This window comes from Streptomyces sp. NPDC048277, assembly GCF_040652235.1.
In the GTDB taxonomy this organism is placed as follows: domain Bacteria; phylum Actinomycetota; class Actinomycetes; order Streptomycetales; family Streptomycetaceae; genus Streptomyces.
The window spans coordinates 328,220-353,923 of the sequence record NZ_JBEZLQ010000008.1; the positions used below are offsets into that span (position 1 = coordinate 328,220).

The following is a 25,704-nucleotide window of genomic DNA, read 5'->3' on the forward strand; positions in this document are numbered from 1 at the left end:
CCGTGCGGAACGCACGGGTCAAGACATGTTCGGTTCCTTTCGAGCGCACCGGCCGCCGACCTCCACGGAACGGTCACAGGGGCTGCGCAGACGCCCCATAAGCGCTGTAATGGCGGCGTGGTCAGTGAGGGCGCTGCGGTACGCGGAACGAGAACGGATCGCGCCGAAATCGCCCTCGAAACGCTCACGGGCGATCCCGGCGCACCCGATCGACTCCGTCGTGTCCTCGAACAGGCGCTGGTGTTCGCGGGCGCGGCGTTCGCCGGTGTGTACACGCCCGGGGACGACGGGACCGTGCTCTGCCTCGCCGAGTCGGCGGGCCTGCCCCGCACCCTGTACGGGCTGCGGGACTCCTATCCGGCCGTGGGCCGGTCACCGGCCGCCGAGGCGTACGGCACCGGGCGCTCCGTCTGGCTCGGCCCCGACGAGCTGGCCGACTGCCCGGAGGCGCGGCGGACCCCCGCCCAGGAGTTCTCGCTGGGCGTGCTGCCGGTGCCCGGCGGCGCCGGACTCCTGATCGCCGTGAGCGAGCGGGACGACGGGTTCGGCCCCGAGGACCGCGCCTGTCTGCGCCTGGTCGCCGACGCGACGGCCCTGCCCGCCCCGGTCCCCACCCCCTCCGACACCGGTGAGCTGCCCGCCGACGCGTTCAGCCTCGCCATGGACACCGGCCGGATCGAGGTCGGCACCGGCATCCTGGACCTCTTCGGCATGGGCCGGGACGAGTTCGACGGCAAGGTCGAGACGCTGCTGGGCCGTACCGTGCCCGAGGACGTGCCCGCGCTGATGTCCGTCGTCGAGGCCGACCACATGTCCATCGGCGAGCGCGAGCTGGAGTTCCGGATCCTGCAGCCCTCGGGCGCACCCAGATGGCTGCGGCTGCGCGGCCGTCTGGTGCCCGGGGGCGAGGGCCGCCCGGCCCGGCTGGCCGGCACCGTCGCCGACGCCTCCACGCTCCGCTCGGACGTCACCGACGTGGCCCGCGTGCAGCGGCTCGCCGCCGCCCTGGCCACCGCCCTCACGGTCAAGGACGTCAGCCAGGCCGTCGTCACCGCCCTGCGCGGGCCGTTGAAGGCCGACCGGATCGCGCTGGCGGAACTGGAGGGCGACCGCCTCGTCGTCACCGTCCTGGACCCGCCCGACTCCGAGTCCTGGCCCGAGCTGTGGCGCAGCGAATGGCGCACCGAATGGCCCGACGCGCCCGTACGTTCCATGCCCACCCTCGCGGCCGCCCTGCGTGAGGGCCGCGCCCAGATCTGGCCCGCCCGGGCCGCCCTGGAACCCGCCCTCGCCGAGGTGGGCCCCGGCGGCCTCGCCATCCTCCCGCTGCCCGCCGGCGGCCGGATGGCCGGCGCCTGTCTGATCGGCTGGGACAGTCCGCACGACTTCGCCCCCGATGAACGCGCCCTGCTCACCGCCTCCGCGGGTCTCGCCGGCGAGGCCCTGATGCGCGCCCACGCCTTCGACGCCGAGCACGAACTCGTCGGCATGCTCCAGCGCGCCCTGCTGCCCCGCCGGCTGCCCACGCTGCCCGGCGCGGTCGCCGTCGCCCGCTATCTGCCCACCACCGCGGGCCTGGAGGTCGGCGGCGACTGGTACGACGTGATCCCGCTGCCCGAGAACCACGTCGCCCTCGTCATCGGCGACGTCCAGGGCCACAGCGCGGCCGCCGCCACCCTGATGGGCCAGATGCGCACCGCGCTGCGTGCCTACGCGGCCGAGGGGCACACCCCCGACGTGGTCGTCTCGCACGCCAACCGTCTCCTCATGGACATGGAGGGCGAGCTCTTCGCCACCTGCTGCTACGTCGACGTGGACATGGAGGACGGCACCGCCTGGTGCGTCCGCGCCGGGCATCTGCCGCCGGTCCTGCGTCACCCGGACGGCGCCACGGAGATCACCGAGACCGAGGGCGGCCCCCCGCTGGGCGTCCTCGGCCAGGCCGACTTCCCGATGACCCAGCTCAGCCTCCGCCCCGGCACCCTGCTGGCGCTGACCACCGACGGCCTGGTGGAGTCCCCGGACGCCGACATCGACGACGGCATGGCACGCTTCGCCCACGACCTCGCCGTCTCCGACCCCGCGCACCTGGGCCTGGTCGCCGACGCCCTGCTCGGCAACGCCCACCGCGCCGACGACGTCGCCCTGCTGCTGATGCGCTACGACGGCATGGCCGTACGGCCGCTGCGCGAGAGCTGGACGGTGTGGCGGGTCCCGGAGGCCGCCCGGCACGCCCGCCGCTTCAGCAAGCGCACCCTGCGCTCCTGGGACGTCACCGACGACGCCATGGACACCGCGCTGCTGGTCGTCTCCGAACTCGTCACCAACGCCCTCATTCACACGGGCGGCCCGGTCCGGCTCGATCTGACCCTGGTCGACCACCGGCTGCGGATCGCCGTCGCCGACGCCTCGCCGCGCAGCCCGGTGAAACCCCCCAACATCGGCTGGGAGGCCACGGGCGGACGAGGCATCCTCCTCGTCGAGGCGATGTCGGCCGCCTGGGGGACCGTGCCGGTCAGCGGCGGCAAGCAGGTGTGGGCGGACCTGGTCCTCGACGGGGAGCAGGGGTGAGCGCCACACGGGTGCACGTGCGGGTGTCTCGGCGGGCGGGGCGGGCCGGGGCTTCTTAGTGTCTTGACGTGGCACACACCTTCGAAGAGCTGGTGGCGAAGCACCGCGCGGCCGACGCGGCGCACGACAAGGTCCTGGAGCTGCGCGACGCCTACGGGCCGCCGGCCCAGCAGCAGGAACCGGGCGGCGCCCAGTCGGAGACCTACGAGACCGCCCTGCGCGCCTGGCGCGACCTGGCCCGCGACGAGCTGACCGCGGTGAACGAGTACGCCCGCGACGAGCGCCGTCCCCGGTCCGAGGTCGAGGCGGAGGTGGAGCGCGCGGCGGCACTGCCGGAGGACTTCTGAACCGCGTCCGTACGAGCGCCGAAATCATCGGACAAAACGGGCGGGATGCCGGTACGGGGCACCTCGTGGTCACATGCCGTCCGCACCAGGGCCATACTGGCGTAACCAATCGCGAGAACAGAAGAACGTCTAAATCAGATGTTCACCTATAAGGTGTAGTGAATGAAGGCTTTGGTGCTCTCCGGCGGTGCCGGAACCCGGCTGCGGCCGATTACCCATACATCGGCGAAACAGCTTGTGCCGGTGGCAAACAAACCCGTGCTGTTCTACGGGCTCGAATCCCTTGCCGCCGCGGGCGTCACCGAGGTCGGGATGATCGTCGGCGACACCGCCGCGGAGATCGAGGAGGCGGTCGGCGACGGGGCGAAGTTCGGCCTGAACGTCACCTACATCCCCCAGGAGCACCCGCTGGGCCTCGCCCACGCGGTGCTCATCGCGCGGGATTTCCTGGGCGACGACGACTTCGTCATGTACCTCGGCGACAACTTCATCGTCGGCGGTATCAGCGGACTGGTCGACGAGTTCCGCGAGACCCGCCCGGACGCCCAGATCCTCCTCACCCATGTGCCCAACCCGCGGGCCTTCGGCGTCGCCGAGCTCGACGCCGACGGCCAGGTGGTCGGCCTGGAGGAGAAGCCCCAGGAGCCGAAGAGCGACCTCGCCCTGGTCGGCGTCTACCTCTTCACGCCCGCCATCCACGACGCCGTGCGCGCCATCAAGCCGTCCTGGCGCGGCGAGCTGGAGATCACCCACGCCATCCAGCACCTCATCGACCAGCGTGCCGACGTGCGCTCCACGGTGATCAAGGGCTACTGGAAGGACACCGGCAACGTCGTCGACATGCTGGAGGTCAACCGGACCGTCCTGGAGAGCCAGGAGCCGCGCATCGACGGCGAGGTCGACGAGGCCAGCCAGATCGTCGGCCGGGTGGTCGTCGAGTCCGGCGCGCGTGTCACGGGTTCCCGGATCGTCGGCCCGGTGGTGATCGGTTCCGGTACCGTCGTCAGCGACTCGTACGTGGGCCCCTTCACGTCGATCGCCGAGAACTGCCGGATCACGGACAGTGAGCTGGAGTTCTCGATTGTGCTGCGGGACTCCTCCATCGACGGGGTGGGCAGGATCGAGTCCTCGCTGATCGGCCGGCACGTCGAGGTGACCCCCGCGCCCGGTACCCCCAGCGCCCACCGCCTCGTTCTCGGAGACCACAGCAAGGTGCAGATCCGTTCATGAATCTCCTCGTCACCGGCGCCGCCGGCTTCATCGGCTCCACGTACGTCCGCGGCCTGCTCGCCGCCGACGGCCCCGACGCGCCGCACATCACCGTGCTGGACAAGCTCACCTACGCGGGCACGCTGACGAACCTGCCCGAGTCGCACGAGCGCCTGACGTTCGTCCAGGGCGACATCTGCGACGCCGAGCTCGTCGACAAGCTCATGGCCGAGGCCGACCAGGTCGTGCACTTCGCCGCCGAGTCGCACGTCGACCGCTCCATCGACGGGGCCGGCGCGTTCGTCCGCACCAACGTGGTCGGCACCCAGACCCTGCTCGACGCGGCCCTGCGCCACCACGTGGGCCCGTTCGTACACGTCTCCACCGACGAGGTCTACGGCTCCATCGAGACCGGCTCCTGGCCCGAGACCCACCCGCTCCAGCCGAACTCGCCGTACTCCGCCTCCAAGGCCTCCTCGGACCTGCTGGCGCTGGCCTTCCACCGCACCCACGGGATGGACGTCCGCGTCACCCGCTGCTCCAACAACTACGGGCCGCACCAGTTCCCCGAGAAGGTCATCCCGCTCTTCGTGAGCAACCTCCTCGACGGCAAGAACGTGCCCCTGTACGGCGACGGCAGCAACGTCCGCGACTGGCTGCACGTCGAGGACCACTGCCAGGGCATCGACCTGGTCCGCACCGGCGGCCGGGCCGGCGAGGTCTACAACATCGGCGGCGGCACCGAGCTCAGCAACAAGGAGCTCACCGGCCTGCTGCTTGAGGCCTGCGGCGCCGACTGGGACCGGGTGGACCGGGTCGCCGACCGCAAGGGCCACGACCAGCGCTACTCGGTCGACTGGAGCAAGATCCACGACGAGCTGGGCTACACCCCCAAGCACGACTTCACCTCCGGCCTCGCCGACACCGTCGCCTGGTACCGCGACAACCGCGACTGGTGGGAGCCGCTGAAGGAGCGCGCCGCCCTGGAGTCGCGCAAGGAGCAGGGGAAGCACTGATGAAGTGGCTCGTCGCCGGAGCGGGCGGGATGCTCGGCCATGACGTGACCGAGGAGCTCACCCGCCGGGGTGAGGAGGTCGTGGCCCTCGGCCGCGCCGACCTCGACATCGCCGGCGCCGACTCGGTGGAGTCGGCACTGGCCGGGCACCGGCCCGACCTGGTGGTCAACTGTGCCGCGTACACGGCCGTGGACGACGCCGAGACCGACGAGGAGCGGGCCCTGCTGATCAACGGCGAGGGCCCGCGCCTGCTGGCCCGCGCCGCCGCCCGGCACGGCGCCCGTCTCGTGCACGTCTCCACGGACTACGTCTTCGACGGCGAGGCCCGCACCAGCCCGTACCCCGAGGACCACCCCACCGCCCCGCGCACCGCCTACGGCCGCACCAAGCTGGCCGGCGAGCACGCGGTCCTGACGGAACTCCCGGGCGCGAGCGCGGTCGTCCGCACGGCCTGGCTGTACGGCACCCACGGTAAGAATTTCGTGCGAACCATGATCGAGCTGGAGTCCCGGCGGGACACCCTCGACGTCGTCGACGACCAGCGCGGACAGCCCACCTGGAGCGCCGACCTGGCCGCCCGGATCGCCGACCTCGGCCCCCGGCTGGGCCGGGACGAGAGCGCCCACGGGGTCTTCCACGGCACCAACTCCGGCGCCGCCACCTGGTGCGAGCTGGCCCGGGAGGTCTTCCGCCTGCTCGGCGCCGACCCGGAGCGGGTGCGCCCCACCACCAGCGAGGCGTTCGTCCGCCCGGCACCCCGCCCCGCGTACAGCGCCCTCGGGCACGACCGGTGGTCCCAGGTCGGCCTGGCACCGCTGCGGGACTGGCGGGAGGCCCTGCACGAGGCGCTGCCGCTCATCCGCAAGGAGATGCCCGCATAGGGCACTCCGCACCGACCGCACAGGGCGGCCGACGGCTCATCGGGCACGTCGGCCGCCCTCGGCTTATCCCCGATATACCGGAGCCTGCCGATCCCTTTGCACTTGTCGCCGTGTTCGCCCCTTGTGGATTGCCCCGCGTCACTACGATGATGCTTTGAATGTCTTGTGAGCCGGGTAGGGAAAGGATTTGTTCCGCGATGTCGATGCGAGCGACCGTGAAGTCCGTACTGGGTGAGAAGAATGTGCGGATCCTGCGACGGCTGAAGCGGCGCATCTCCAGTCAGCCGGCCAAGCCGTCGGGTCCGGCCAAGCCGACCGGACTCGACGCGATCTCCGGGGATCTCAACAAACTCGCGCAGCACTTCAAGACGGACAAGTGGGGAATACATCGCTACACCCAGCACTACCAGCGCCATCTCGGGCACCTGAAGAACGAGTCGTTCAACCTGCTGGAAATCGGCATCGGCGGCTACAACAGGCCAGGCCAGGGCGGTGCTTCACTGCGCATGTGGAAGCAGTTCTTCCCGAAGGCGCAGATTTTCGGAATGGACATCCAGGACAAGTCATTCGTCGACGAGGAACGCGTCACGACGTTCATCGGCGACCAGTCCGACCCCTCGTCCCTGAACTCCATCGCCGACAAGATCGGTGATCTGGACGTCATCATCGACGACGGAAGTCACCGCAGTCCGCATGTCCTCACGACGTTCGCCACGCTCTTCCCCCGTCTCAAGGACGGTGGCATCTACATCGTCGAGGACACCCAGTCGTCGTACTGGCCCGAATGGCAGGGCAGCGAGGACCTCGACGCCGCGCACACCAGTATGGGGATGCTCAAGCGGCTGGTGGACGGGCTGAATTACGAAGAATTCGTGACCGAGAACTACCAGCCGACGTACACCGACCTCAATATCGTCGGCGTGCACTTCTACCACAACCTGGCGATCATCGAAAAGGGCCGGAATGCCGAGGGCAGCAACAAGCGGAGCGCGCTGAAGCAGCGCTACGCGAAGTCCTGACGCCGCTCACCGAGGAGCCGGGCCCGGGTCTCCGGGCCCGGCTCCTCGGTCGTGGTCAGCCGCGCAGCTGCTCGTAGTACGCCACGCACTCCGCGTACGTGGGGAGCAGCCCGGACGCCGCCGCCTCCGCCAGGGACGGGGCCTCGGCGTCCTTCTCCGAAAGGACCGGCTCGAAGCCCTCGGGCCACTCGATGCCGAGCTCGGGGTCGAGCGGGTTGATGCCGTGCTCGCGGCCCGGCGCGTACCCGGACGAGCACAGGTACACCACCGTGGCGTCGTCGGTCAGCGCCATGAACGCGTGCCCGAGGCCCTCCGACAGGAACACGGCGTGCCGGTTCTCGTCGTCGAGCCGCACCGCCTCCCACCGGCCGAAGGTGGGGGAGCCCACCCGGATGTCCACGATGACGTCCAGCACGGCCCCGCGTACGCACTTGACGTACTTGGACTGGCTCGGCGGCACGTCGGCGAAGTGGATGCCGCGCAGCACCCCCCGCCGGGAGACCGAGCAGTTGGCCTGCGCCAGATCGAGGTCGTAGCCGAGGGCCTCACGGAACTCACCGGCCCTGAACCACTCGTGGAAGCTGCCCCGGTCGTCTGGGAAGACCTTGGGCTCCTGGACCCAGGCGCCTTCGATGCTCAGCGGTCGCACGGTCTTACTTGCCTTCCTGTCGTGCGGGCTTGCCCCTGCCCAGGGCCCTGACCAGTGCACGGCGCACCGGCAACGGGAGCTTACGGGCCAGTCGGCGGGCCGCGCTCGGCTTCGCCTTCGGGGCGGGCTCGGGTGTCGCCGCGGGCTTCTTCTTCACGGCCGGCTTGGCGACCTTCAGGCCCTCGGGGGAGTTGCGGACGAGGAGCGGCAGCGTGAAGAAGCGCGGCTCGGTGACGTCCGCGAGCAGGCTCAGGGCGAGCCGCCAGTTGCCCTCCTGCAGCGAGCGCACCGGCAGCGGGGCGTCCAGCACCGCTCCGCCGCCCTCGGCGGGCGACAGCGTGGCGGGCACCTCCAGCACCTCGGCGGCGGGCTTCGGGCCGGTCAGCCGGATCGACGCCTTGACGTCACCGGCGACGTGGAACGGCAGCACCGCGCGCAGCCGGTCGCCGGCGACCGTGAAGTCCGCGGGCTTGAACGCGTCGAAACCGAGGCGCTTGCTCGCCATGTCGACGTCCAGGGCGAAGTTGTCCTTGACCGTCCAGTACGGCAGCACGCGCCGGCCGCCGACGACACCCGGGAACGGCATCGCGGGGAACGGCTCCTTGGAGGCCGGGAACAGCCGGTGCTCCCGCGTCCAGCCGCCGATGGTCAGCCGGACGAACGCGTCCCACAGCCCGGACGGCAGCGGGGCGCCGCTGGCGGCGTTGGCCGGGTCCACGGTCGCCGTCGCCCGCACGACCAGGCGGACGCGGTCCGGCCGGCCCTCGACGGGCACGGTCTCGCGGGTGATCTTCACGGGCTGGAAGAACTGGGCGTGCGTCTCGCGCTCGCGCACCACCAGGTCGACGTTGGCCTTGCCGAAGCGGGCGGCGGTGCCGAGTTCCAGCCGGGTGACGGCGTCCGCGGCGTCCGCCGCCGGGCCGTCGGGCGGGGTGACGGCGGTGTCGGCCGGGTAGGTCTTCGGCGCGCCGTCCGCGGAGTACTCCGCACTGAAGTCGATCTTCAGGGCGCCGCCGTCCCAGACGACGCTGTCCATGGCCGTAGAGGGCGCGATGGACGCCTCCCACTCGGCGACGGCCAGCACGTCCTCGTAGCGGCCGGCGGCGGCCAGTTCGGCGACGACCCGCTGGGCCGGGCCGAGCAGGGCGAACACCGAGGGGCCCATGCGCTCGGCGATCACCTTGTGGATCTCGTCGAAGAGCTCCCTGCGGTAGTCGTCCGGCAGCTTGAGGAACCGCTTGCCGCGCAGCCGCTCGGTCATCTCGTTGTTCAGCCAGCGGTGGAACATCCGGTCCCGCTTGGCACCGGGCTCGGTGTAGCGCTCGACGACGTCGAGGGCCTCGCGGAGGTTGGCGAAGTAGCCGACCGGGTCGAAGCGCTGGAAGCCGGCGTTGGAGGCGTCCTCGCGCTTGAGGTGGTAGTAGCAGACGTAGTCGCTGAGCACGGAGATGTTTGACGCGCGCAGATACGCCTCGGCGACGAAGACGTGGTCCTCCAGGCGCCGCCTGCCCTCGGGGAAGCGCAGCCCGATGTCGTCCAGGAAGGACCGGCGCAGCATCTTGTGCGGGGTGAGGCTGCTCATCAGGGGGGCGTTCTCGACGGTGGCCCGCGGGTGGTTGCGGCGGAACAGCTCCACCGGCACCGGGCGGCCCTTGCCGGCCATCTTGCCGATGATCAGGTCGGCCTCGTTCTCGACGCCGTAGTTGTACATCCGCTCAAGCGCTTCGTCGCCCAGGAAGTCGTCGTTGTCGACGAACATCACGAACTCGCCCTTGGATGCGGCGATGCCCACGTTGCGGGGCTTGCCGGACCAGCCGGAGGGCTCCTGGTGGATGACGTGGATGTGCGGGTGCTCGGCGGCGAGGGCGTCGAGCCGGGCCGGGGTCTCGTCGCTGGAGCCGTCGTCCACGAAGATCACTTCGTACTCGTCGCGTGGCAGCGACTGCCGGAGCATCGAGGCGACGCAGTCCTCGATATAGGGCCCCGGGTTGTAAACAGGGACGACAACACTGACCTTGACCGGCATCCGGCTTCCTAGCCCCCTGGATAAGCCGCCAGAGTTTTCCTGGACGGCACGTACATGTGGCCGAATGCTAACCCGGTCTCGACCCATGGCGTTTCTCACGCCTTGGTCAAGACCGGGTCGCGAAGGGTCAGGCGCGGGTCAAACGTGCTGGTCAGACGGGAGGCGAGTCGCCTGGTCCGGCGTGGTCCGTGCCCGCGGCTCAGCCGTGGGTCTTGGTCAGCTGCTCCAGGACCTCCGCCGTGGTGCCCGACTCGCCGAGCCGCGGGAAGATCCGCTCGACGCTGCCGCGGTGCGCCTCGGGGTCGGCGTCGGCCATGGCGTCCGTGGCGAGTGTCACGTGGTAGCCGTGGGCGTAGGCGTCGCGGGCGGTGGACTCCACGCCGATGCTGGTGGCGATGCCGGTCAGCACGATCTGGGTGATGCCGCGGCGGCGCAGCTGGACGTCCAGGTCGGTGCCGTGGAAGGCGCTCCAGTTGTGCTTGGTGACGTGGATGTCGCCGTCGTGGCCGGACAGCTCGTCGACGACGGCGTCCCAGCCCTCCGGGAAGGCCAGGCCGCGGGCCTGGCGCTCGGTACGGCCCGGTACGGCGTCGGCGAAGTCGGCCGCGAAGGAGACCCGGACCAGGACTACGGGCAGGTTCCGGGCGCGGAAGGCGTCGGCCAGCCCGGCCGTTCGGGCCACCACCTCGGCGCCGGAGTACGGCTGCGTGGGCATGCCCACGATGCCCTGCTGGAGGTCGATGACGACGAGCGCGGTACGGGGGTCGAGGGTGCTCAGAGACATGGGGTGGATCAGGCCTTTCGGGGGGTGGGTGTGAGCCGGGCCAGGGAGCGGTCCGGCAGGGTGATCGCCAGCAGCAGTGCCGAGCCGGCGAGCATGAACAGGGCCAGGCCGTGCAGCCCGCCCGTGTCGGCGCGGTGCGGGTAGAACGCCGCGGTCGCGGCGGAGGCGCCCAGCGCGCCGAGGTACATGAAGGTGCGCAGCAGCCCGGCGGCGGAGCCGATGCGCGCCGGGTCGGCCTGCCGGTACAGCGCGGTCTGCGCGGCGAGCCCGAGCAGCCCCTGCGGTACGCCCAGCAGCGCGCCGACGGCGAGCAGCATCCAGACCGGGCTGCCGGCGTCGACCGCCAGCAGCGCCGCACAGCCCGCGATCTGCAGCGCGGAGCCGGCGAGCAGCTTGCCGCGGACGGCCTCGCGGCGCCCGGTGAGCGTGGAGACGGTGAGTGCGGCGACCGACAGCGGCAGCAGCGCCAGTCCGGCGGTGGAGGCGCTGAGCCCGCGGCCCTGCTCCAGCCACTGCGTGTAGCCGTACATGAAGGCGTACGAGGTGGTGTACGCCAGGAACTGGCGCAGGTAGGTGAAGATCAGCGGGACGTTGCCGCCGAGGACCCGCAGATCGACGAACGGGTCCGGGACCCGCAGCTCCCGCGCCGCGAAGGCGGCGGCCGCGGCGAGGGTCAGGACCGGCAGGTACCAGCGGTCGGGCCGGGGCGCCATCAGGAACAGCATCAGGGAGACCAGCAGACCGGCGAACAGCGCCATGCCCGGGAGGTCCATGCCCTGGCTCCGTCCCGAGGCCGCGGTCCGGGGCAGCCGTCTGACGCCGAGGGCCAGACAGGCCGCGGACAGCGGCACGTTGACGGTGAACACCATGTGCCAGCCGCCGGCGCCGATCAGTGCCCCGCCGAGCGTGGGACCGACCACGGCCACGGTCTGGGCGGAGACGGCGAGCGCGGTCAGCACTCCGGCCGGGCTGTCCTGTCCGGTGCGCTCGGCCTCGCTCCGGGTCAGCCGCATCGCCGCCGGATACGCCGCCGACGTACCGAGCCCGAGCAGCACCCGGGCCGCGATCAGCACGCCCAGCGAGGGCGCCAGCGCGCCCATCAGCCCGGCGACGCCCACCAGTCCCGTACCGGCGAGGTAGAGGCGGCGCGGCCCGTACATGTCCACGAGCCGCCCGATCACCGGCTGCCCCACGGCGGTCGCCAGGTACAGCGCGGTGACCAGCCACACCGTCTCGGCGGGCGGGGCCCCGAAGGCGACGCCGATGGGCACCAGGGCCACGGCGATCATCGAGGAGTTGATCGGGTTGAGCACGGAGCCCAGGACCATCGGCGCGATCAGCCGCCGGTCGAATCCGGCGGGGGCCGGGCGGGCGTCCTCGGGGGCGGGGGCGGTCTGCCGCGGTATCACGCCTGCGACAGCCGTTCGAGCAGCTCGATCGCGGTGAGGATGGTCTGCCGCTCCTCCTCGGTGTACCGCTCCTGGAAGGCGCGGGACAGCCATTCGTCGCGTGCCTGCCGGTTGCCCTCGACGCGGGCCTGGCCGGCCTCGGTCAGGGTGACCAGCTGGCGGCGGCCGTCGGTCGGGTCGGGGCTGCGGCGGATCAGCCCGTGCTGGTCGAGCGCGGCCAGTGTGGCGGCCATCGACTGCGGCCGCACCCCTTCGGCGGAGGCCAGTGCGCTGGCCGTGGCCGCGCCGTGCTTCGACACCAGGGTGAGCGCCGACTCCTGCGACGGGGTGAGGTCCGCGTCCTGGGCGACCTCCCGGATACGGCGGCGCAGCCTGCTGAACATCACACGCAGGTCGCGTGCGACACGGGTCGCGGAATCGGTGATCTCTGCCATGCGCCACACCATAGAACCGTCAGTAGAGACTGTCCAGTCATAACTGTTAAGTTCCAACTGAAGATCTCACGGGAGGACGGCGGCTGGCTAGGCTGGCCGGGTGCGCCTCCTCCTGACCTCCGACACGCACCTGCCCGCGCGGGCCAAGCGGCTCCCGGACCAGCTCCTCGCCGAACTCCCGCGCGCCGACGTCGTGCTCCACGCCGGTGACTGGGTCGACGAGGCCACCCTCGACCTGCTGGAGAGCCGCAGCCGCCGGCTGATCGCGGTGTACGGCAACAACGACGGCCCCGGTCTGCGCGCCCGCCTCCCCGAGGTGGCCTACGCCGACCTGGGCGGCCTGCGCTTCGGGGTGATCCACGAGACCGGTCCCGCCCAGGGCCGCGAGGCCCGCTGCGCCGCCCGCTTCCCCGACCTGGACGTCCTGGTCTTCGGACACAGCCACATCCCTTGGGACACCACGGCCCCGGGCGGCCTGCGGCTGCTCAACCCCGGCTCGCCCACCGACCGGCGGCGCCAGCCGCACTGCACGTACCTCACGGCGACCGTCGCCGACGGTGCCCTCGCGGAGGTGACGCTGCACCGGCTGCCGCCGCGCTGACGCGGACGGACTCGGGCTGCATGCCTAGTCGTCTGCCGGGGACTGTTTCGTCGGCGGGTGCGGGTGGTTTGTGGCTGGTCGCGCCCGCGCGGCGGAGCCGCATATCAGATACAGCCCCGCGCCCCTAGGGGGGTGCGGTCACCGGTGTCGGTTGGTTCGCCTTCTTCGCTGCAGTCGTGCCAGCACCCATGCGAGCAGGGCCACCGCCAACAAGGCGGCCGCCCGTTTGGCCACCGGTACCCCCGCCGTGCGCAGTAGATCGAGTGGCTCCGTGTCCTCCTCGTCGAGGGTCGGTTCGTCCTGTGGGGGCTCCGTCAGTCGGTCCGCCAGGCATGCCGCGAACTGGGTCACCAGGCGGTCGCCCACCTCCGCCAGGACCCCGCGGCCGAACTGCGCGGGGCGGCCGGTCACCGTGAGGTCGGTGCGGACCGACACCGCCGTGCCGCCGTCGCGTTCGGCGAGGGTGCCGGTGACCGTCGCCCTGGCCGTGCCCTGCCCGCGGGTCTCCCGGCCGCTCGCCAGCAGCACGATCCGGTGCGCCGACTCGTCCTGTTCCTCGAAGACCGTGGTGCCCCGGTAGGTCACGGTGACCGGGCCGACCTTGACCTTCACCGAGCCGGTCACGGTCTTGCCGTCGTAGTCCTCCACGACCGCGCCCGGCAGACACGGCGCGACCCGTTCGATGTCGAGGAGCGCGCGCCAGGCGTCGTCGACCGGGACGGGGACGGTGAACTCGTGGTGCAGTTCCATGACTCACTCCTTCTGGAACTCATGGCACTCAGCGGGCGGCGGGTGCGTGGATGGCACCGCTGGTCATCGTCAGGGGCGTGCCGCTGCCGCCCCAGCGCAGCGCGACGATCTCGGCGGCGACGGACACGGCGACCTCCTCGGGCGTACGGGCGCCGAGGTCGAGGCCCAGCGGTGAGCGCAGTCGGGCCAGTTCGGCCTCGGTGAGACCGGCCTCGGCGAGCCTGGCGCGCCGTTCGTCGTGGGTACGGCGGCTGCCCATCGCCCCGATGTAGGCGGCCGGCCGGCGCAGCGCCTCCTCCAGCAACGGCACGTCGAACTTCGGGTCGTGGGTGAGGACGCAGATGACCGTGCGGTCGTCGGTGTCCGTGCCGCTCAGATAGCGGTGCGGCCAGTCGACGACCACTTCGACGGCCGCCGGGAACCGCTTGGGCGTGGCGAAGACCGGGCGGGCGTCGCACACGGTGACCCGGTAGCCGAGGAAGTCGCCGATCCGGGCCACCGCGGCCGCGTAGTCGATCGCGCCGAAGACCAGCATGCGGGGCGGGGGCGCGAACGACTGGAGGAAGACGGTCACCGCGTCCTCGCGGCGCTCCCCGCGCGGGCCGTAGTGCCTCAGGACCGAGGCGCCGAGCGCCAGTTCGCCGCGTGCGTCGGCGGTGACGGCGACGTCGAGGCCGTCCGTGCCGAGCGTGCCCGCCGCCCGGTCCGGCCAGACCGCGAGGGTGGCACCGCGCGGCGCGGGCCCGTCCACCACCGTGGCCACGGTCACCGGCTCGCCCGCCGCGACCGACGCGGCGACCGCGCCGAACGCCGGGTCCGACGCGGCGGTCACCGGCCGCACCAGCAGGGTGATCTCGCCGCCGCAGGTCAGCCCCACCGCGAACGCGTCCTCGTCGCTGTAGCCGAAGGTCTGGAGCTGAGGCTCGCCGCTCGCCACGACCTCCTGCGCCAACTCGAAGACCGCGCCCTCCACGCAGCCGCCCGACACACTGCCCACGACCTCGTCGTCCGGCCCCACGGCCATGGCCGCGCCGGGCCCGCGCGGCGCGCTGCGGCTGACCGCGACCACCGTGGCCAGCCCGAACGGGATGCCCGCCGCGTGCCAGCCGGCCAGCGCCGGCAGAATCTCACGCACGCTCGGCTCCTCTCCCGTCGGACGCCGCGGACGCCCCGCGCACCACCGCCGCGAGCCGCTCCAGCGCCGCCAGGCTGTGCCCCTCGACGAAGGCGTCGACGCTGGGGAGGGCCGCCGCCATCCCGGCCGCCAGCGGCGCGTAACCGGGCCGCGCCTTGCGCGGGTTCGCCCAGACCACCTGGTGCGCCAGGGCGTGCAGCCGGCGCATCTGCTGTCCGAGCAGCTCCGGATCGCCGCGCTCCCAGCCGTCCGAGAGCAGCACGACGATCGCGCCGCGCGCCATTCCGCGCTGTCCCCAGCGGTTCAGGAACTCCCGCAGCAGTTCGCCGAGCCGGGTGCCGCCGCGCCAGTCGGGCACGGCGGCCGCGACGGACTCCATCGCCAGGTCGGGGTCCCGGTGCGACAGTTCGCGGGTCACCCGGGTGAGCCGGGTGCCGACGGTGAACACCTCGGTGCGGCCCGCGCGCACCGCCGCGTGCGCGAACCGCAGCAGCGCGTCGGCGTACGGCCCCATCGAGCCGCTCACATCGACGAGCAGCACCACCCGGCGGGGCCGCGCCACGCGCGCGTGCCGCCGCAGCAGGGCGGGTTCCCCGCCGCGCCGCAGCAACTCCCGTACCGTACGGCGCGGATCGACGTCCCCGCGCCGGGCGGGCCGCCGCCGGGCCGACTGCCGGGTCTGCCCCTCCAGCGCGAACGCGGTGAGCAGACGGCGCAGTTGGGCCCGTTCGGCCGGGTCCAGCTCGGTGACGTCGCGGTGCCGCAGCACCTCGGCGGAGCTGGCGAGCGTGGGCGTGGGCGGACCGGACGGCTCGCTCTCGGGGTGTGCAGGGGGTGCCGCTGCCGCCTCCCGTGCGACGAGCCGCACCCGGGGCGGGGGAGCGGTGCGCACCGGCCGTGCGGGAGTGGCCGCGGACCGTTCGAAGTACGCGGTGAACACCCGGTCGTAGCGCTCCAGGTCGTCGTGGCCGCCGCAGAGCGTCGCCCGCCCCGCCGCGTACACGTCCGAGCGTACGTCCGGCCGCAGGGCGGCCACGGCGCGCAGGAACGCGTCACCGCGTCCGGTGCTCGCGTCCACGCCCGCCGCCCGCAACGCCCGTACGAAACCGAGCAGTACGGCATCCGCCGGCACCCCGGCCGCCACCGGTTCCGTCGCGCCCATGCCCGGTCACCCGCCCCGGGACGCCAGGATCGCCGCGAGATCGAGCCCCCGCGCCCGGTCCGCGTCCTCCCGGTACTTGAGCACCGACCCCAGCGTGGCCACGGCCAGCTCCGCGTCCGCCTCGCTCGCGCCCAGCGCGTCCAGGGCCTCGGCCCAGTCGATCGTCTCGGCCACGCCCGGCGGCTTGAGCAGGTCCGCGCCGCGCAGCGCCTGCACCAGCGCGGTGACCTGTTCGGCCAGCCGCGCCGACACCTGCGGCAACCGGGTGCGCACGATGGCCAGTTCGCGGGCGAAGGAGGGATGGTCGAACCAGTGGTAGAGGCAGCGCCGTTTCAGCGCGTCGTGCACCTCCCGGGTCCGGTTCGAGGTGAGGACGACCACCGGCGGCACCTTCGCCCGCAGTGTGCCGAGTTCGGGGATCGTGACCGAGTACTCGGAGAGCAGCTCCAGCAGGAACGCCTCGAACTCGTCGTCCGCCCGGTCGATCTCGTCGATCAGCAGGACCGAGGGGTGCCGCTGGAGGGCCAGCAGCAGCGGGCGGGCGATCAGGAAGCGGCGGTCGTACAGCTCGCTCTCCAGCCGGTCCGCGTCCGTGACCCCGGCGGCCTCGGCGGCTCTCAGGTGCAGCAGCTGGCGCGGGAAGTCCCAGTCGTACAGGGCCTGGGAGGCGTCGATGCCCTCATGGCACTGCAGCCGGATCAGCGGCGCGCCCAGCGCCTCGGCCAGGGCGGACGCGAGCGCGGTCTTGCCCACGCCCGCGTCGCCCTCGCAGAACAGCGGCCGGTGCAGTCTCAGGGCCAGGAAGCAGGTGACGGCCAGCCCCTCGTCGACGAGATACCCCGTCTCCTCCAGGCGGGCCCGCACCTGCTCCGGGTCGTGCATGCGGGTGATCGGCGCTCACCCCATTCCGGCGGCCGTCAGCACCGCCCGCCGGGTCAGTACCCGCGCGAGGTGCTCCCGGTACTCGGGCGAGGCCGACAGGTCCTGGGACGGCCGGGTGCCCTCGGCCGCCGCCTCCGCGGCCCGGGCCACGGACTCGGGGCCGTCGGCACCGGCGAGTGCCGCCTCGGCGGCCGTGGCCCGCAGCGGGGTCGAGCCCATGTTGGTGAGCCCGATCCGCGCCTCGGCGATGTGCCCGTCGTCGCGCCGGACCAGCGCCGCCACGCCGACGATCGCCCAGGCTTGCGCGACCCGCTGGAACTTCTCGTAGTGGAAGCCCCAGCCGTCCTTCTTCGGCACCCGTACCTCCACCAGGAGTTCGTCGGGTGCCAGCGCGGAGGTGAGGTAGTCGAGGAAGAACGCGCGGGCCGGGATCGTGCGCCGGCCGCCCGGACCTACGGCGACCAGCTCGCCGTCCAGCGCCAGCAGCACCGCGGGCAGGTCCCCGGCCGGGTCGGCGTGCGCCAGCGAGCCGCCCAGGGTGCCCCGGTGCCGTACCGCGGGGTCGGCGACCGTGGCCGTCGCCGCGGCCAGCAGGCCCGCGTGCCGGCGGACCAGCGGGTCGCGGATGATGTCGTGGTGCGTGGTCAGCGCCCCGATGGCGAGCGCGTCGCCGTCCTCGCGGACCCCGCGCAGCTCCGGGATCCGCCCGACGTCCACGACCAGTTCGGGGAAGGCGAGCCGCAGCCGCAGCAACGGCAGCAGGCTCTGCCCGCCGGCCAGCACCTTCGCCTCCTCGCCCGCGTCGGCGAGCGTGCGCACCGCCTCCTCGACGCTGCCCGGACGGGCGTACTCGAATGCCGGGGGAATCATGCCGACGCCTCCTTCACCGCTCGCCACACCCGCTCCGGGGTGCAGGGCATCCGCACGTCCTGCACGCCCAGCGGCCGCAGCGCGTCCACCACGGCGTTGACCACGGCCGGAGTCGACGCGATCGTGCCGGCCTCGCCGACTCCCTTGACGCCCATGGCGTTCGAGACGGCCGGGGTCTCCGTCCGGTCGGTGACGAAGTCCGGCAGGTCCGCCGCCGAGGGCACCAGATAGTCGGCCATGGTCCCGGAGACGAGGTTGCCCTCGTCGTCGTAGACGGCCTCCTCGTAGAGGGCCTGCGCGATGCCCTGCGCGAGGCCGCCGTGCACCTGGCCCTCGACGATCATCGGGTTGACGACCCGGCCGACGTCGTCGACGCAGACGTACGACCTGATCCGGGTCCGCCCGGTCTCCGTGTCCACCTCGACCGCGCACAGGTGGGTGCCGTGCGGGTAGGAGAAGTTCTCCGGGTCGACCACGGTCTCGGCGTTGATGGAGGGTTCGACGCCGTCGGGCAGGTCGTGGTTGGTGAACGTCTCGAAGGCGATCTCCTGGATGGTCTTCCGCGCCTCCGGCGAGCCCTTCACCGAGAACACGCCGTCCGTGAACTCCAGGTCCTGCTCGCTCGCCTCCAGCAGATGCGCGGCGACCTTCCGGGCCTTGGCGACCACCTTCGTCGCCGCCCGGTGCACGGCCTCGCCGCCGACCGCCAGCGACCGCGAGCCGTAGGTGTCCATGCCCTGCGGGGCCGCCAGGGTGTCGCCGTGCACCACCTCGACGTCGTCGAACGGCACCCCGAGCACGTCGGCCGCGATCTGGCTCCAGCAGGTCACATGGCCCTGCCCGTGCGGACTGGTGCCGGTGACCACCTCGACCTTGCCGGTGGGCAGCATGCGGATGGCCGCCGCCTCCCAGCCGCCGGCCCCGTACCTGAGGTCCCGCAGCACCCGGCTGGGCGCCAGGCCGCACATCTCGGTGAAGGTCGACACCCCGATGCCGAGGCGTACGGGGTCGCCGCGTTCGTTGCGCTTCTGCTGCTCGGCGCGCATCTCGTCGTACCCGAACAGGGCGAGCGCCTTGTCGGTGGCCGCCTCGTAGTTGCCGCTGTCGTAGGTCAGCCCGGCGATCGTGGTGTACGGGAACTCCTCGTGCCGGATCCAGTTCCGGCGCCGCAACTCCACCGGGTCCAGGCCGAGTTCGGCGGCCAGCTCATTCATGATCCGCTCGATGGCGAAGGTCGCCTCCGGGCGCCCCGCCCCGCGGTAGGCGTCGGTGGGCGTGCGGGTCGTGAAGACACCCGTGCAGGTGAAATCGTACGAGTCCATCTTGTAGATCCCCGGGTACATGAACGCGCCGAGGATCGGGATGCCCGGGGTGACCAGCATCAGGTAGGCGCCCATGTCGGCGAGCAGGTCCACCTTGAGGCCGAGCAGCTTCCCCTCGCGGGTGGCGGCGATCTCGACGTCCTGGATCATGCCGCGGCCGTGGTGGGTGGCCAGGTAGCCCTCGGAGCGGGACTCGGTCCACTTCACCGGTCGGCCCAGCTTCCGGGCGACCGCGAGGGCGAGGGCCTCCTCGCCGTAGACCTGGAGCTTGGAGCCGAAGCCGCCGCCCACGTCCGGGGCGATCACCCGGAGCTTCTGCTCGGGGATCCCGGTGACCATGGCCAGCATGATCCGCAGGATGTGCGGGATCTGGGTCGCCGAGTAGACCGTGTACTCGCCGGAGGCGGCGATCGGGGTGACCACGACGGCACGGGGTTCCATGGCGTTGGGGATCAGCCGCTGCTGGTGGTAGCGGCGTTTGACCGTGACCTCGGCGCGCCGCCGTACCGACTCGAAGCTCTCGCCGGTGGCGAGCGGCCAGGTGTAGCAGCGGTTGGTGCCCTTGCCGGAGTGGACCAGCGGGGCGTCCTCGGTGAGCGCGGCCTCCAGGTCGAGGACCGGGGGCAGCGGGTCGTAGTCGACCTCGATCGCCTCCAGCGCGTCGGCGGCCGCGTACCGGTCCCGGGCCACGACGACGGCCACCGGGTCGCCGGCGTGGCGGACCTCGTCCACGGCGACCGGCGGGTGGTCGGGGAGCACGATGTCCTCGGTCACCGGCCAGGCGCAGGGCAGCGAACCCAGGCCCTCGGCGAGGTCGGCGCCGGTGAACGCGGCCACGACGCCGGGGCGTTCCAGGGCGGCGGAGACGTCGACACGGGTGATGCGGGCGTGGGCCATCGGGCTGCGCAGAATCGCCAGCTGGAGCAGCCCGGCGACCTGGATGTTGTCGGTCCAGTTGGTCTGGCCGGTGATCAGCCGGGCGTCCTCCTTGCGCAGCCGGGCGCGGCCGACCTCGTGTTCGACGGCCTGATCGGTCATGCCGGGGCCTCCTCGGGTACGGGTTGCCCGGAGGCGGCCAGCACCGCGCGGACGATGTTCTGGTAGCCGGTGCACCGGCACAGATTGCCCTCCAGGGCCTCCCGGGCCTCGTCGGAGGTGGGGTGCGGGTTCTCCCGCAGCAGATCCCGCGCGGCCATGATCATTCCGGGGGTGCAGTAGCCGCACTGCAGAGCGTGCCGCTCGTGGAACGCGTGCTGCAGCGCCGTCCACTCCCCGTTCTCGGCCAGCCCCTGGACGGTGGTGACCGTGCCGCCGTCCGCCTGTACGGCGAGGACCGAGCAGCTCTTGACGGTCGCCCCGTCCAGGTCGACCGTGCACGCGCCGCAGTTCGAGGTGTCGCAGCCGATCGGGGTGCCGGTCAGGCCGAGACGGTCGCGCAGGTAGTGGGCCAGCAGCAGACGGGGCTCCACCTCGTCCTCGTAGGGCGTGCCGTCCACGTGCACCTTGATGTGGGTCATGTGCCCTCCAGACCGTGCGGGCAGGAGTCAGGGAAAACGGGCAAAAGGAGTCACGGTGGCGTGATGTAGGTCACTCTATGACCGGGTCCTGGAGGCGGCGAGTGCTGCGGCGGCGGTTTCGTCGAGCATTAATCCCTTGCCGCCGGGCGGGTCGCCCTGCTGCACTGCTCCCGACCCGATGTCACCGAGAGAGGACCACCGATGCGCGCTGCGTGCATGTCCACCCAGGAAGGAATCCCATCCATGCCGAAGGACATCACGCCCAGTGCATTCGACCCATCTGCTCAATCTCGGAATCCTCGCCCACGTCGACGCGGGTAAGACCAGTCTGACCGAACGGCTGCTGCACACCGCCGGGGTCACCGACGAGCTCGGCAGCGTCGACGACGGCAGCACCCGGACCGACACCCTCGCCCTCGAACGGCAGCGCGGCATCACCATCAAGTCCGCCGTCGTGTCGTTCCCCCTCGACGGGGTGACCGTCAACCTCATCGACACCCCGGGCCACCCGGACTTCATCGCCGAGGTGGAGCGGGTCCTCGGTGTCCTCGACGGTGCCGTCCTGGTCGTGTCGGCCGTGGAGGGCGTCCAGGCGCAGACCCGCGTCCTGATGCGGACCCTGCGGCGGCTGGGCATCCCCACGCTGATCTTCGTCAACAAGATCGACCGGCGGGGCGCCCAGGACGAGGCCGTACTCGCCCAGCTGGCCCGCAGGCTCGCCGTACCGCTCGTCCCGATGGGCCGGGCCGCCGCGCCCGGCACCCGCGCCGCCCGCTTCGTGCCCGGCCTCGGCCCGGCCGCGCTGGACACGCTCGCCGACCACGACGACGCGCTGCTCGCCGCCTACCTCGACGGCGGGGTCCCCGACGGCCGACTGCGCGCCGCCCTCGCCGACCAGACCCGGCGGGCCGTCGTCCATCCGGTGTACTTCGGCTCCGCGATCACGGGCGCCGGCGTCCCCGAGCTGATCACGGGGCTGGAGCGGCTGCTCCCCGCGGCCGACGGCGACTCGGACGGACCGCTGTCCGCCAGGGTCTTCAAGGTCGAACGGGGCCCGGCGGGGGAGAAGATCGCCTACGCGCGGCTCTTCTCCGGCAGCCTGCGGGTCCGCGATCGGATCCCGGTCGGTGACGGTGGCCACGAGGCGGATCGCGCCGCGGAATCCCGAGAGGGGGGCCGGCCGCAGGGCGCCCGGGGGCAGGACCGGAGTGCAGGCGACGGCGCGGCGGGTCGGGATGTCGGTGCGTGCGAGAGCGGTCGGGCGGCGTCGGCTCCGGGTGGGCGGGACCGGGCTGTGGGTGGCGGCGGGTGGGGCCCCGACGTCGCTGCTCGCGCGGATGGCCGAGTGCCGGGCGTGGGCGGGCGGGACCGAGTTGCCGGTGACGGTGCGGTGGGGCGGGGTGTCGGTGCGCCGGGGGAGGGTCGAGTGCCTGGCCCGGCCGGGCGGGACCGGGCTGTGGGTGGCGGCGGGTGGGGCCCCGACGTCGCTGCTCGCGCGGATGGCCGAGTGCCGGGCGGGGGCGGGCGGGACCGAGTTGCCGGTGACGGTGCGGTGGGTCGGGGTGTCGGTGCGCCGGGGGAGGGTCGAGTGCCTGGCCCGGGCGGGCGGGACCGGGCTGTGGGTGGCGGCGGGTGGGGCCCCGACGTCGCTGCTCGCGCGGATGGCCGAGTGCCGGGCGGGGGTGGGCGGGACCGAGTTGCCGGTGACGGTGCGGTGGGTCGGGGTGTCGGTGCGCCGGGGGAGGGTCGAGTGCCTGGCTCGGCCGGGCAGGACCGGGTTGTGGGCGACGGTGAGGGGGGCCGTGCCGTCGCTGCTCGCATGGAGGGCCGAGTGCCGGGCGTGGGCGGGCGGGACCGGGCTGCGGGCGATGCGTGGGGTTGCGTCGGCGCTGTTCGTGAGGACGGTCGAGCGGTGGGGCCATGCGAGGGGGACCGCCTCGTGTGCGTCGGCGAGGGGAGCCGTGCCGTGGAGGGCCGCGACGAGACCCGGGCCGCCGATCGCCGCGCGGGCGGCCGCAGGCCCGAGGGGCGCGTCACCGCGCTCAGCGTTTTCGAGCGGGGTACGGACCTTCCGCGGGACAGTGCCGGCGCCGGCCGGATCGTCAAGGTGTGGGGGCTCGACGGCATTCGCATCGGCGACGCGCTCGGGCTGCCGGGGTGGGTGTACGAGCACCACTTCGCGCCCCCGAGCCTGGAGACCGTCGTCGTCCCCGGGCCCGGCACCGGCCGGCGCTCCCTGCACCTCGCCCTCACCCAGCTCGCCGAGCAGGACCCGCTGATCGACGTCCGGCACGACGAGGTACGGCAGGAGACCTCCGTCTCCCTCTACGGCGAGGTGCAGAAGGAGGTCATCCAGGCGACCCTCGCCGACGAGTACGGCCTCGACGTCACCTTCCGGGAGACCACGACCATCTGTGTCGAGCGGGTGACCGGCACGGGGGCCGCCGTCGAGTTCAACAAGAAGGACGGCAACCCCTTCCTGGCGACCGTAGGCCTGCGGGTGGAGCCGGCACCGGCCGGCGCGGGCGTCGGCTTCCGGATGGAGGTGGAGCTGGGCTCGATGCCGTACGCCTTCTTCAAGGCCGTCGAGGACACCGTGCGCGAGACCCTCGGCCAGGGGCTGCACGGCTGGCGGATCCCCGACTGCACGGTCACCATGACCCACTCCGGCTACTCGCCCCGGCAGAGCCACGCCCACCAGCGCTTCGACAAGAGCATGTCGAGCACCGGCCACGACTTCCGGGGCCTGACCCCGCTCGTGCTGGTCGAGGCGCTGCGGCGGGCCGGCACCCGGGTGCACGAGCCGATGCACCGGTTCCGGCTGGAGGCCCCGGCGGACACCCTGGGCGCGCTGCTGCCGGTGCTCGCCCGGCTCGGCGCGGTGCCCCGGCGGACCGGGACGCAGGGGCCGCTCGCCGTCCTGGAGGGCGCGGTCCCCGCCGCCCGGGTGCACGAACTGGAGCAGCGGCTGCCGGGGCTGACCCGCGGTGAGGGCGAGTTGGAGAGCGCCTTCGATCACCACGCGCCCGTGTCGCGCGGTGCGGTCCCCGACCGGGCCCGTACCGATCACAATCCGCTCAATCGCAGGGAGTACCTGTTGAAGGTGACAGGTCGAGTGGGCGGTTGAGCACCAAGTGTCAGGCAGGTATTCAACTTACTCATGAGTCAGAAGTATTGACGGTGTCCGGAAATCACCGGACTGTAATGAACATGACGAGTATCCGGGCGCGTTTGGTCGTTGTCCTGGTTGTCCTCTGCGGATTCCTCGCGGTGGCGGGCGCCCCGTCCGCCTCCGCTGCCACCCCGTCCGACTCCCTCTGGTTCGACGGCACCTCCCTCACCGTGCAGAACGGCCGTTTCGTCGACGGCCAGGGCCGTGAGGTCGTGCTGCGCGGCTACAACGTCTCCGGCGAGACCAAGCTGGAGGAGAACAGCGGCCTGCCCTTCGCCTCGGTCGCCGACGCGAAGAAGTCCGCCACCGCGCTGCGCGCCCTCGGCGGCGGCAACGCCGTACGCTTCCTGCTCTCCTGGGCGCACGCCGAACCCGTGCAGGGCCAGGTGAGCACCACCTACCTGGCCGCCGTGACCGCGCAGATGCAGGCGTTCCTCGACGCCGGCATCCGGGTCTTCCCCGACTTCCACCAGGACCTGTACTCCCGCTACCTGTTCAACTCCGGCAGCTGGTACACCGGTGACGGCGCCCCCGCGTGGGCCGTGGCGCTGGGGGACTACCCGGCCGAGTCCTGCGGCATCTGCCTGTTCTGGGGCCAGAACATCACCCAGAACGCGGCCGTCCAGGACGCCCAGTACGACTTCTGGCACAACAACTACGGCCTCCAGGACTACTTCCTGGCCACCGCCCAGACCACCATGACCTACCTGGCCGGGCACCTGACGTCCGACGAGTTCGCGGGCGTCGTCGGCTTCGACCCGTACAACGAGCCGTACGCCGGCTCCTACGACTCCGGCGAGACCTCCCGCACCTGGGAGCAGAACCGGCTGTGGCCCTTCTACCAGAAGTTCCGGGCCCGGATGGACGCGGCCGGCTGGAGCAGCAAGCCCGCCCTCATCGAGCCCAACCTCTACTGGAACGGCAACGTCACCAACCAGGAGGGCGGCCTGCTGGACGTGGGCACGCTCGGCTCGCGCTATGTCTTCAACACCCACTACTACGACCAGAAGGCCATCTCGGGCATCCTGATGTGGGGCAACGCCTCCGACGGCCAGTACTCCACCGACTTCGGCACCATCCGCGACCGTGCCTCGGCGACCGGCACCACCGCGGTCGTCAGCGAGTTCGGGCACCCGCTGTCCGGTTCCACCTCCGGCAAGGCGCCCACCGTCGACAAGGCCATGTACCAGGCCCTCGACTCCCGTCTCCCCGGCTCGACCTGGTGGTCCACCCCGGCGTCCTCCGGCCCGGTCCTCTCCGGCACCCAGTGGCAGTGGGACATCTACAACGGCCGCCACCACGAGCTGATGAACGACAACGCCAGCAAGGTCCTCACCTCCGGTGACGCCTGGAACGACGAGGACCTCTCGGCCGTGAACATGGACGACTCCGGCACGGTGACGCTCCGCCAGGACGCCCGGTTGCTCGACCGCATCTACCCGGGCGCCACCTCCGGCTCCACCCTCGCCTTCACCTACGAGGACCGCTCCCGGGACGGCTCCACGACCCTGACCTGGAACCCGGTCCCCAGCTCGCTGCCGAACGTGGCCGCGCTGGTCGGCTCCGGTCAGTACGCCGTCCAGGTCTGGCGCTCCAGCAGTGCCACCGCACCCACCGAACTCCACCTTCCGGCCTCCTTCCCGACCGCGTCCACCACCGTCGTCTCCGACCTGGGCACGGCGTACGCACCCCCGTCGTACACGTCCTCGACCCCGGTCGGCGTGGCGGCCGAGCCGGGCGGGACGGGCAGCCGCCGGCTGCTGCTCACCGACTCGGACTCCGGCGTGCTGCACTTCGCGCTGGTGACCAACGGGGCGACCTCGCCCAGCTCCACCCTGCTGGCCGCGGCCAAGTCGGAACTGGCCGCCTGGGTGGCGTCGAAGTTCTGAGAGTGCTGAGCGTTCTGGGCAACGCTTCGGCCTCCGGGGTGCCAGGCACCCCGGAGGCC

General features: G+C 72.2%; 21 protein-coding genes. 9 read left to right on the forward strand and 12 right to left on the reverse strand.

What is annotated here, in order from left to right; all coding sequences use genetic code 11:
* The first annotated feature begins 117 nt into the window (after positions 1–117).
* From AB0D85_RS20285 to AB0D85_RS20310, 6 genes are all read left to right on the forward strand, one after another.
* The gene (locus tag AB0D85_RS20285; protein ID WP_362321919.1) at positions 118–2,571 is read left to right on the forward strand and encodes a SpoIIE family protein phosphatase; all 2,454 of its coding nucleotides are present in this window, start codon (positions 118–120) and stop codon (positions 2,569–2,571) included.
* Between the two features lie 68 nt (positions 2,572–2,639).
* On the forward strand, positions 2,640–2,918 hold the full coding sequence (locus tag AB0D85_RS20290) for a hypothetical protein (RefSeq protein ID WP_362321921.1): 279 nt from the start codon (positions 2,640–2,642) through the stop codon (positions 2,916–2,918).
* Positions 2,919–3,080: 162 nt separating this feature from the next.
* Complete coding sequence (locus tag AB0D85_RS20295) at positions 3,081–4,148, forward strand: glucose-1-phosphate thymidylyltransferase (protein WP_362321923.1); 1,068 nt, start codon at positions 3,081–3,083, stop codon at positions 4,146–4,148.
* The gene (gene rfbB / locus AB0D85_RS20300; protein ID WP_362321925.1) at positions 4,145–5,143 is read left to right on the forward strand and encodes a dTDP-glucose 4,6-dehydratase; all 999 of its coding nucleotides are present in this window, start codon (positions 4,145–4,147) and stop codon (positions 5,141–5,143) included. Before AB0D85_RS20295 ends, rfbB begins: the two co-directional genes overlap by 4 nt.
* On the forward strand, positions 5,143–6,024 hold the full coding sequence (gene rfbD / locus AB0D85_RS20305; protein WP_362321927.1) for a dTDP-4-dehydrorhamnose reductase: 882 nt from the start codon (positions 5,143–5,145) through the stop codon (positions 6,022–6,024). Before rfbB ends, rfbD begins: the two co-directional genes overlap by 1 nt.
* A gap of 197 nt (positions 6,025–6,221) precedes the next feature.
* A complete protein-coding gene (locus AB0D85_RS20310) occupies positions 6,222–7,043 on the forward strand; it encodes a class I SAM-dependent methyltransferase (RefSeq protein WP_362321929.1) in 822 nt (273 codons plus the stop codon).
* Between the two features lie 55 nt (positions 7,044–7,098).
* On the opposite strand, the gene rfbC is transcribed toward AB0D85_RS20310, so the two are convergent.
* The 5 genes from rfbC to AB0D85_RS20335 all read right to left on the reverse strand — a co-directional run bounded on the left by rfbC (position 7,099) and on the right by AB0D85_RS20335 (position 12,345).
* Positions 7,099–7,692, reverse strand: a complete 594-nt coding sequence (gene rfbC, locus AB0D85_RS20315) for a dTDP-4-dehydrorhamnose 3,5-epimerase (RefSeq protein ID WP_362321931.1) — start codon at positions 7,690–7,692, stop codon at positions 7,099–7,101.
* Between the two features lie 4 nt (positions 7,693–7,696).
* Positions 7,697–9,718, reverse strand: a complete 2,022-nt coding sequence (locus AB0D85_RS20320) for a glycosyltransferase family A protein (RefSeq protein WP_362321933.1) — start codon at positions 9,716–9,718, stop codon at positions 7,697–7,699.
* A gap of 199 nt (positions 9,719–9,917) precedes the next feature.
* The gene (locus tag AB0D85_RS20325) at positions 9,918–10,502 is read right to left on the reverse strand and encodes a hydrolase (RefSeq protein WP_362321935.1); all 585 of its coding nucleotides are present in this window, start codon (positions 10,500–10,502) and stop codon (positions 9,918–9,920) included.
* Between the two features lie 8 nt (positions 10,503–10,510).
* Positions 10,511–11,911 (reverse strand): MFS transporter, encoded by a 1,401-nt coding sequence (locus tag AB0D85_RS20330; protein ID WP_362321937.1) that lies wholly within the window; start codon positions 11,909–11,911, stop codon positions 10,511–10,513.
* Positions 11,908–12,345 (reverse strand): MarR family transcriptional regulator, encoded by a 438-nt coding sequence (locus AB0D85_RS20335; protein ID WP_362321939.1) that lies wholly within the window; start codon positions 12,343–12,345, stop codon positions 11,908–11,910. Before AB0D85_RS20335 ends, AB0D85_RS20330 begins: the two co-directional genes overlap by 4 nt.
* 100 nt (positions 12,346–12,445) lie before the next feature.
* On the opposite strand from AB0D85_RS20335, the gene AB0D85_RS20340 reads away from it, so the two are divergent.
* Positions 12,446–12,946, forward strand: coding sequence for a metallophosphoesterase (locus AB0D85_RS20340; protein ID WP_362321941.1), 501 nt, complete (start codon positions 12,446–12,448; stop codon positions 12,944–12,946).
* A 138-nt stretch (positions 12,947–13,084) separates the two neighbouring features.
* Here AB0D85_RS20340 and AB0D85_RS20345 read toward each other — a convergent pair whose 3' ends face one another.
* From AB0D85_RS20345 to AB0D85_RS20375, 7 genes are read right to left on the reverse strand one after another with little or no spacing between them, the layout of a single operon-like run.
* A complete protein-coding gene (locus AB0D85_RS20345) occupies positions 13,085–13,696 on the reverse strand; it encodes an SRPBCC family protein (RefSeq protein WP_362321943.1) in 612 nt (203 codons plus the stop codon).
* A gap of 28 nt (positions 13,697–13,724) precedes the next feature.
* Positions 13,725–14,831, reverse strand: a complete 1,107-nt coding sequence (locus AB0D85_RS20350; protein ID WP_362321945.1) for an XdhC/CoxI family protein — start codon at positions 14,829–14,831, stop codon at positions 13,725–13,727.
* Positions 14,824–15,993, reverse strand: a complete 1,170-nt coding sequence (locus AB0D85_RS20355) for a VWA domain-containing protein (RefSeq protein ID WP_362321947.1) — start codon at positions 15,991–15,993, stop codon at positions 14,824–14,826. Before AB0D85_RS20355 ends, AB0D85_RS20350 begins: the two co-directional genes overlap by 8 nt.
* A 6-nt stretch (positions 15,994–15,999) precedes the next feature.
* Positions 16,000–16,875 carry a MoxR family ATPase gene (locus AB0D85_RS20360; protein WP_362321949.1) on the reverse strand — a complete coding sequence of 292 codons (876 nt, stop codon included), beginning with the start codon at positions 16,873–16,875 and terminating at the stop codon, positions 16,000–16,002.
* Between the two features lie 15 nt (positions 16,876–16,890).
* The gene (locus AB0D85_RS20365) at positions 16,891–17,745 is read right to left on the reverse strand and encodes a xanthine dehydrogenase family protein subunit M (RefSeq protein WP_362321951.1); all 855 of its coding nucleotides are present in this window, start codon (positions 17,743–17,745) and stop codon (positions 16,891–16,893) included.
* Complete coding sequence (locus AB0D85_RS20370; protein ID WP_362321953.1) at positions 17,742–20,105, reverse strand: xanthine dehydrogenase family protein molybdopterin-binding subunit; 2,364 nt, start codon at positions 20,103–20,105, stop codon at positions 17,742–17,744. Before AB0D85_RS20370 ends, AB0D85_RS20365 begins: the two co-directional genes overlap by 4 nt.
* Positions 20,102–20,584 (reverse strand): (2Fe-2S)-binding protein, encoded by a 483-nt coding sequence (locus AB0D85_RS20375; RefSeq protein WP_362321955.1) that lies wholly within the window; start codon positions 20,582–20,584, stop codon positions 20,102–20,104. Before AB0D85_RS20375 ends, AB0D85_RS20370 begins: the two co-directional genes overlap by 4 nt.
* 265 nt (positions 20,585–20,849) lie before the next feature.
* Between AB0D85_RS20375 and AB0D85_RS20380 the strand changes: the two genes are divergently transcribed.
* Both AB0D85_RS20380 and AB0D85_RS20385 read left to right on the forward strand, forming a co-directional pair.
* Complete coding sequence (locus tag AB0D85_RS20380; protein WP_362321957.1) at positions 20,850–23,711, forward strand: GTP-binding protein; 2,862 nt, start codon at positions 20,850–20,852, stop codon at positions 23,709–23,711.
* Positions 23,712–23,788: 77 nt separating this feature from the next.
* Positions 23,789–25,645 carry a cellulase family glycosylhydrolase gene (locus AB0D85_RS20385; RefSeq protein ID WP_362321959.1) on the forward strand — a complete coding sequence of 619 codons (1,857 nt, stop codon included), beginning with the start codon at positions 23,789–23,791 and terminating at the stop codon, positions 25,643–25,645.
* Positions 25,646–25,704: the final 59 nt, after the last annotated feature.

What these genes read in the sequence shown, in the direction of transcription:
- AB0D85_RS20295 (WP_362321923.1), top strand. Translation starts at nt 3,081, where the DNA reads ATGAAGGCTTTGGTGCTCTCCGGCGGTGCCGGAACCCGGCTGCGGCCG.
- rfbB (WP_362321925.1), top strand. Translation starts at nt 4,145, where the DNA reads ATGAATCTCCTCGTCACCGGCGCCGCCGGCTTCATCGGCTCCACGTAC.
- rfbD (WP_362321927.1), top strand. Translation starts at nt 5,143, where the DNA reads ATGAAGTGGCTCGTCGCCGGAGCGGGCGGGATGCTCGGCCATGACGTG.
- AB0D85_RS20310 (WP_362321929.1), top strand. Translation starts at nt 6,222, where the DNA reads ATGTCGATGCGAGCGACCGTGAAGTCCGTACTGGGTGAGAAGAATGTG.
- AB0D85_RS20320 (WP_362321933.1), bottom strand. Translation starts at nt 9,718, where the DNA reads ATGCCGGTCAAGGTCAGTGTTGTCGTCCCTGTTTACAACCCGGGGCCC.
- AB0D85_RS20325 (WP_362321935.1), bottom strand. Translation starts at nt 10,502, where the DNA reads ATGTCTCTGAGCACCCTCGACCCCCGTACCGCGCTCGTCGTCATCGAC.
- AB0D85_RS20335 (WP_362321939.1), bottom strand. Translation starts at nt 12,345, where the DNA reads ATGGCAGAGATCACCGATTCCGCGACCCGTGTCGCACGCGACCTGCGT.
- AB0D85_RS20345 (WP_362321943.1), bottom strand. Translation starts at nt 13,696, where the DNA reads ATGGAACTGCACCACGAGTTCACCGTCCCCGTCCCGGTCGACGACGCC.
- AB0D85_RS20355 (WP_362321947.1), bottom strand. Translation starts at nt 15,993, where the DNA reads ATGGGCGCGACGGAACCGGTGGCGGCCGGGGTGCCGGCGGATGCCGTA.
- AB0D85_RS20360 (WP_362321949.1), bottom strand. Translation starts at nt 16,875, where the DNA reads ATGCACGACCCGGAGCAGGTGCGGGCCCGCCTGGAGGAGACGGGGTAT.
- AB0D85_RS20365 (WP_362321951.1), bottom strand. Translation starts at nt 17,745, where the DNA reads ATGATTCCCCCGGCATTCGAGTACGCCCGTCCGGGCAGCGTCGAGGAG.
- AB0D85_RS20370 (WP_362321953.1), bottom strand. Translation starts at nt 20,105, where the DNA reads ATGACCGATCAGGCCGTCGAACACGAGGTCGGCCGCGCCCGGCTGCGC.
- AB0D85_RS20375 (WP_362321955.1), bottom strand. Translation starts at nt 20,584, where the DNA reads ATGACCCACATCAAGGTGCACGTGGACGGCACGCCCTACGAGGACGAG.
- AB0D85_RS20385 (WP_362321959.1), top strand. Translation starts at nt 23,789, where the DNA reads ATGAACATGACGAGTATCCGGGCGCGTTTGGTCGTTGTCCTGGTTGTC.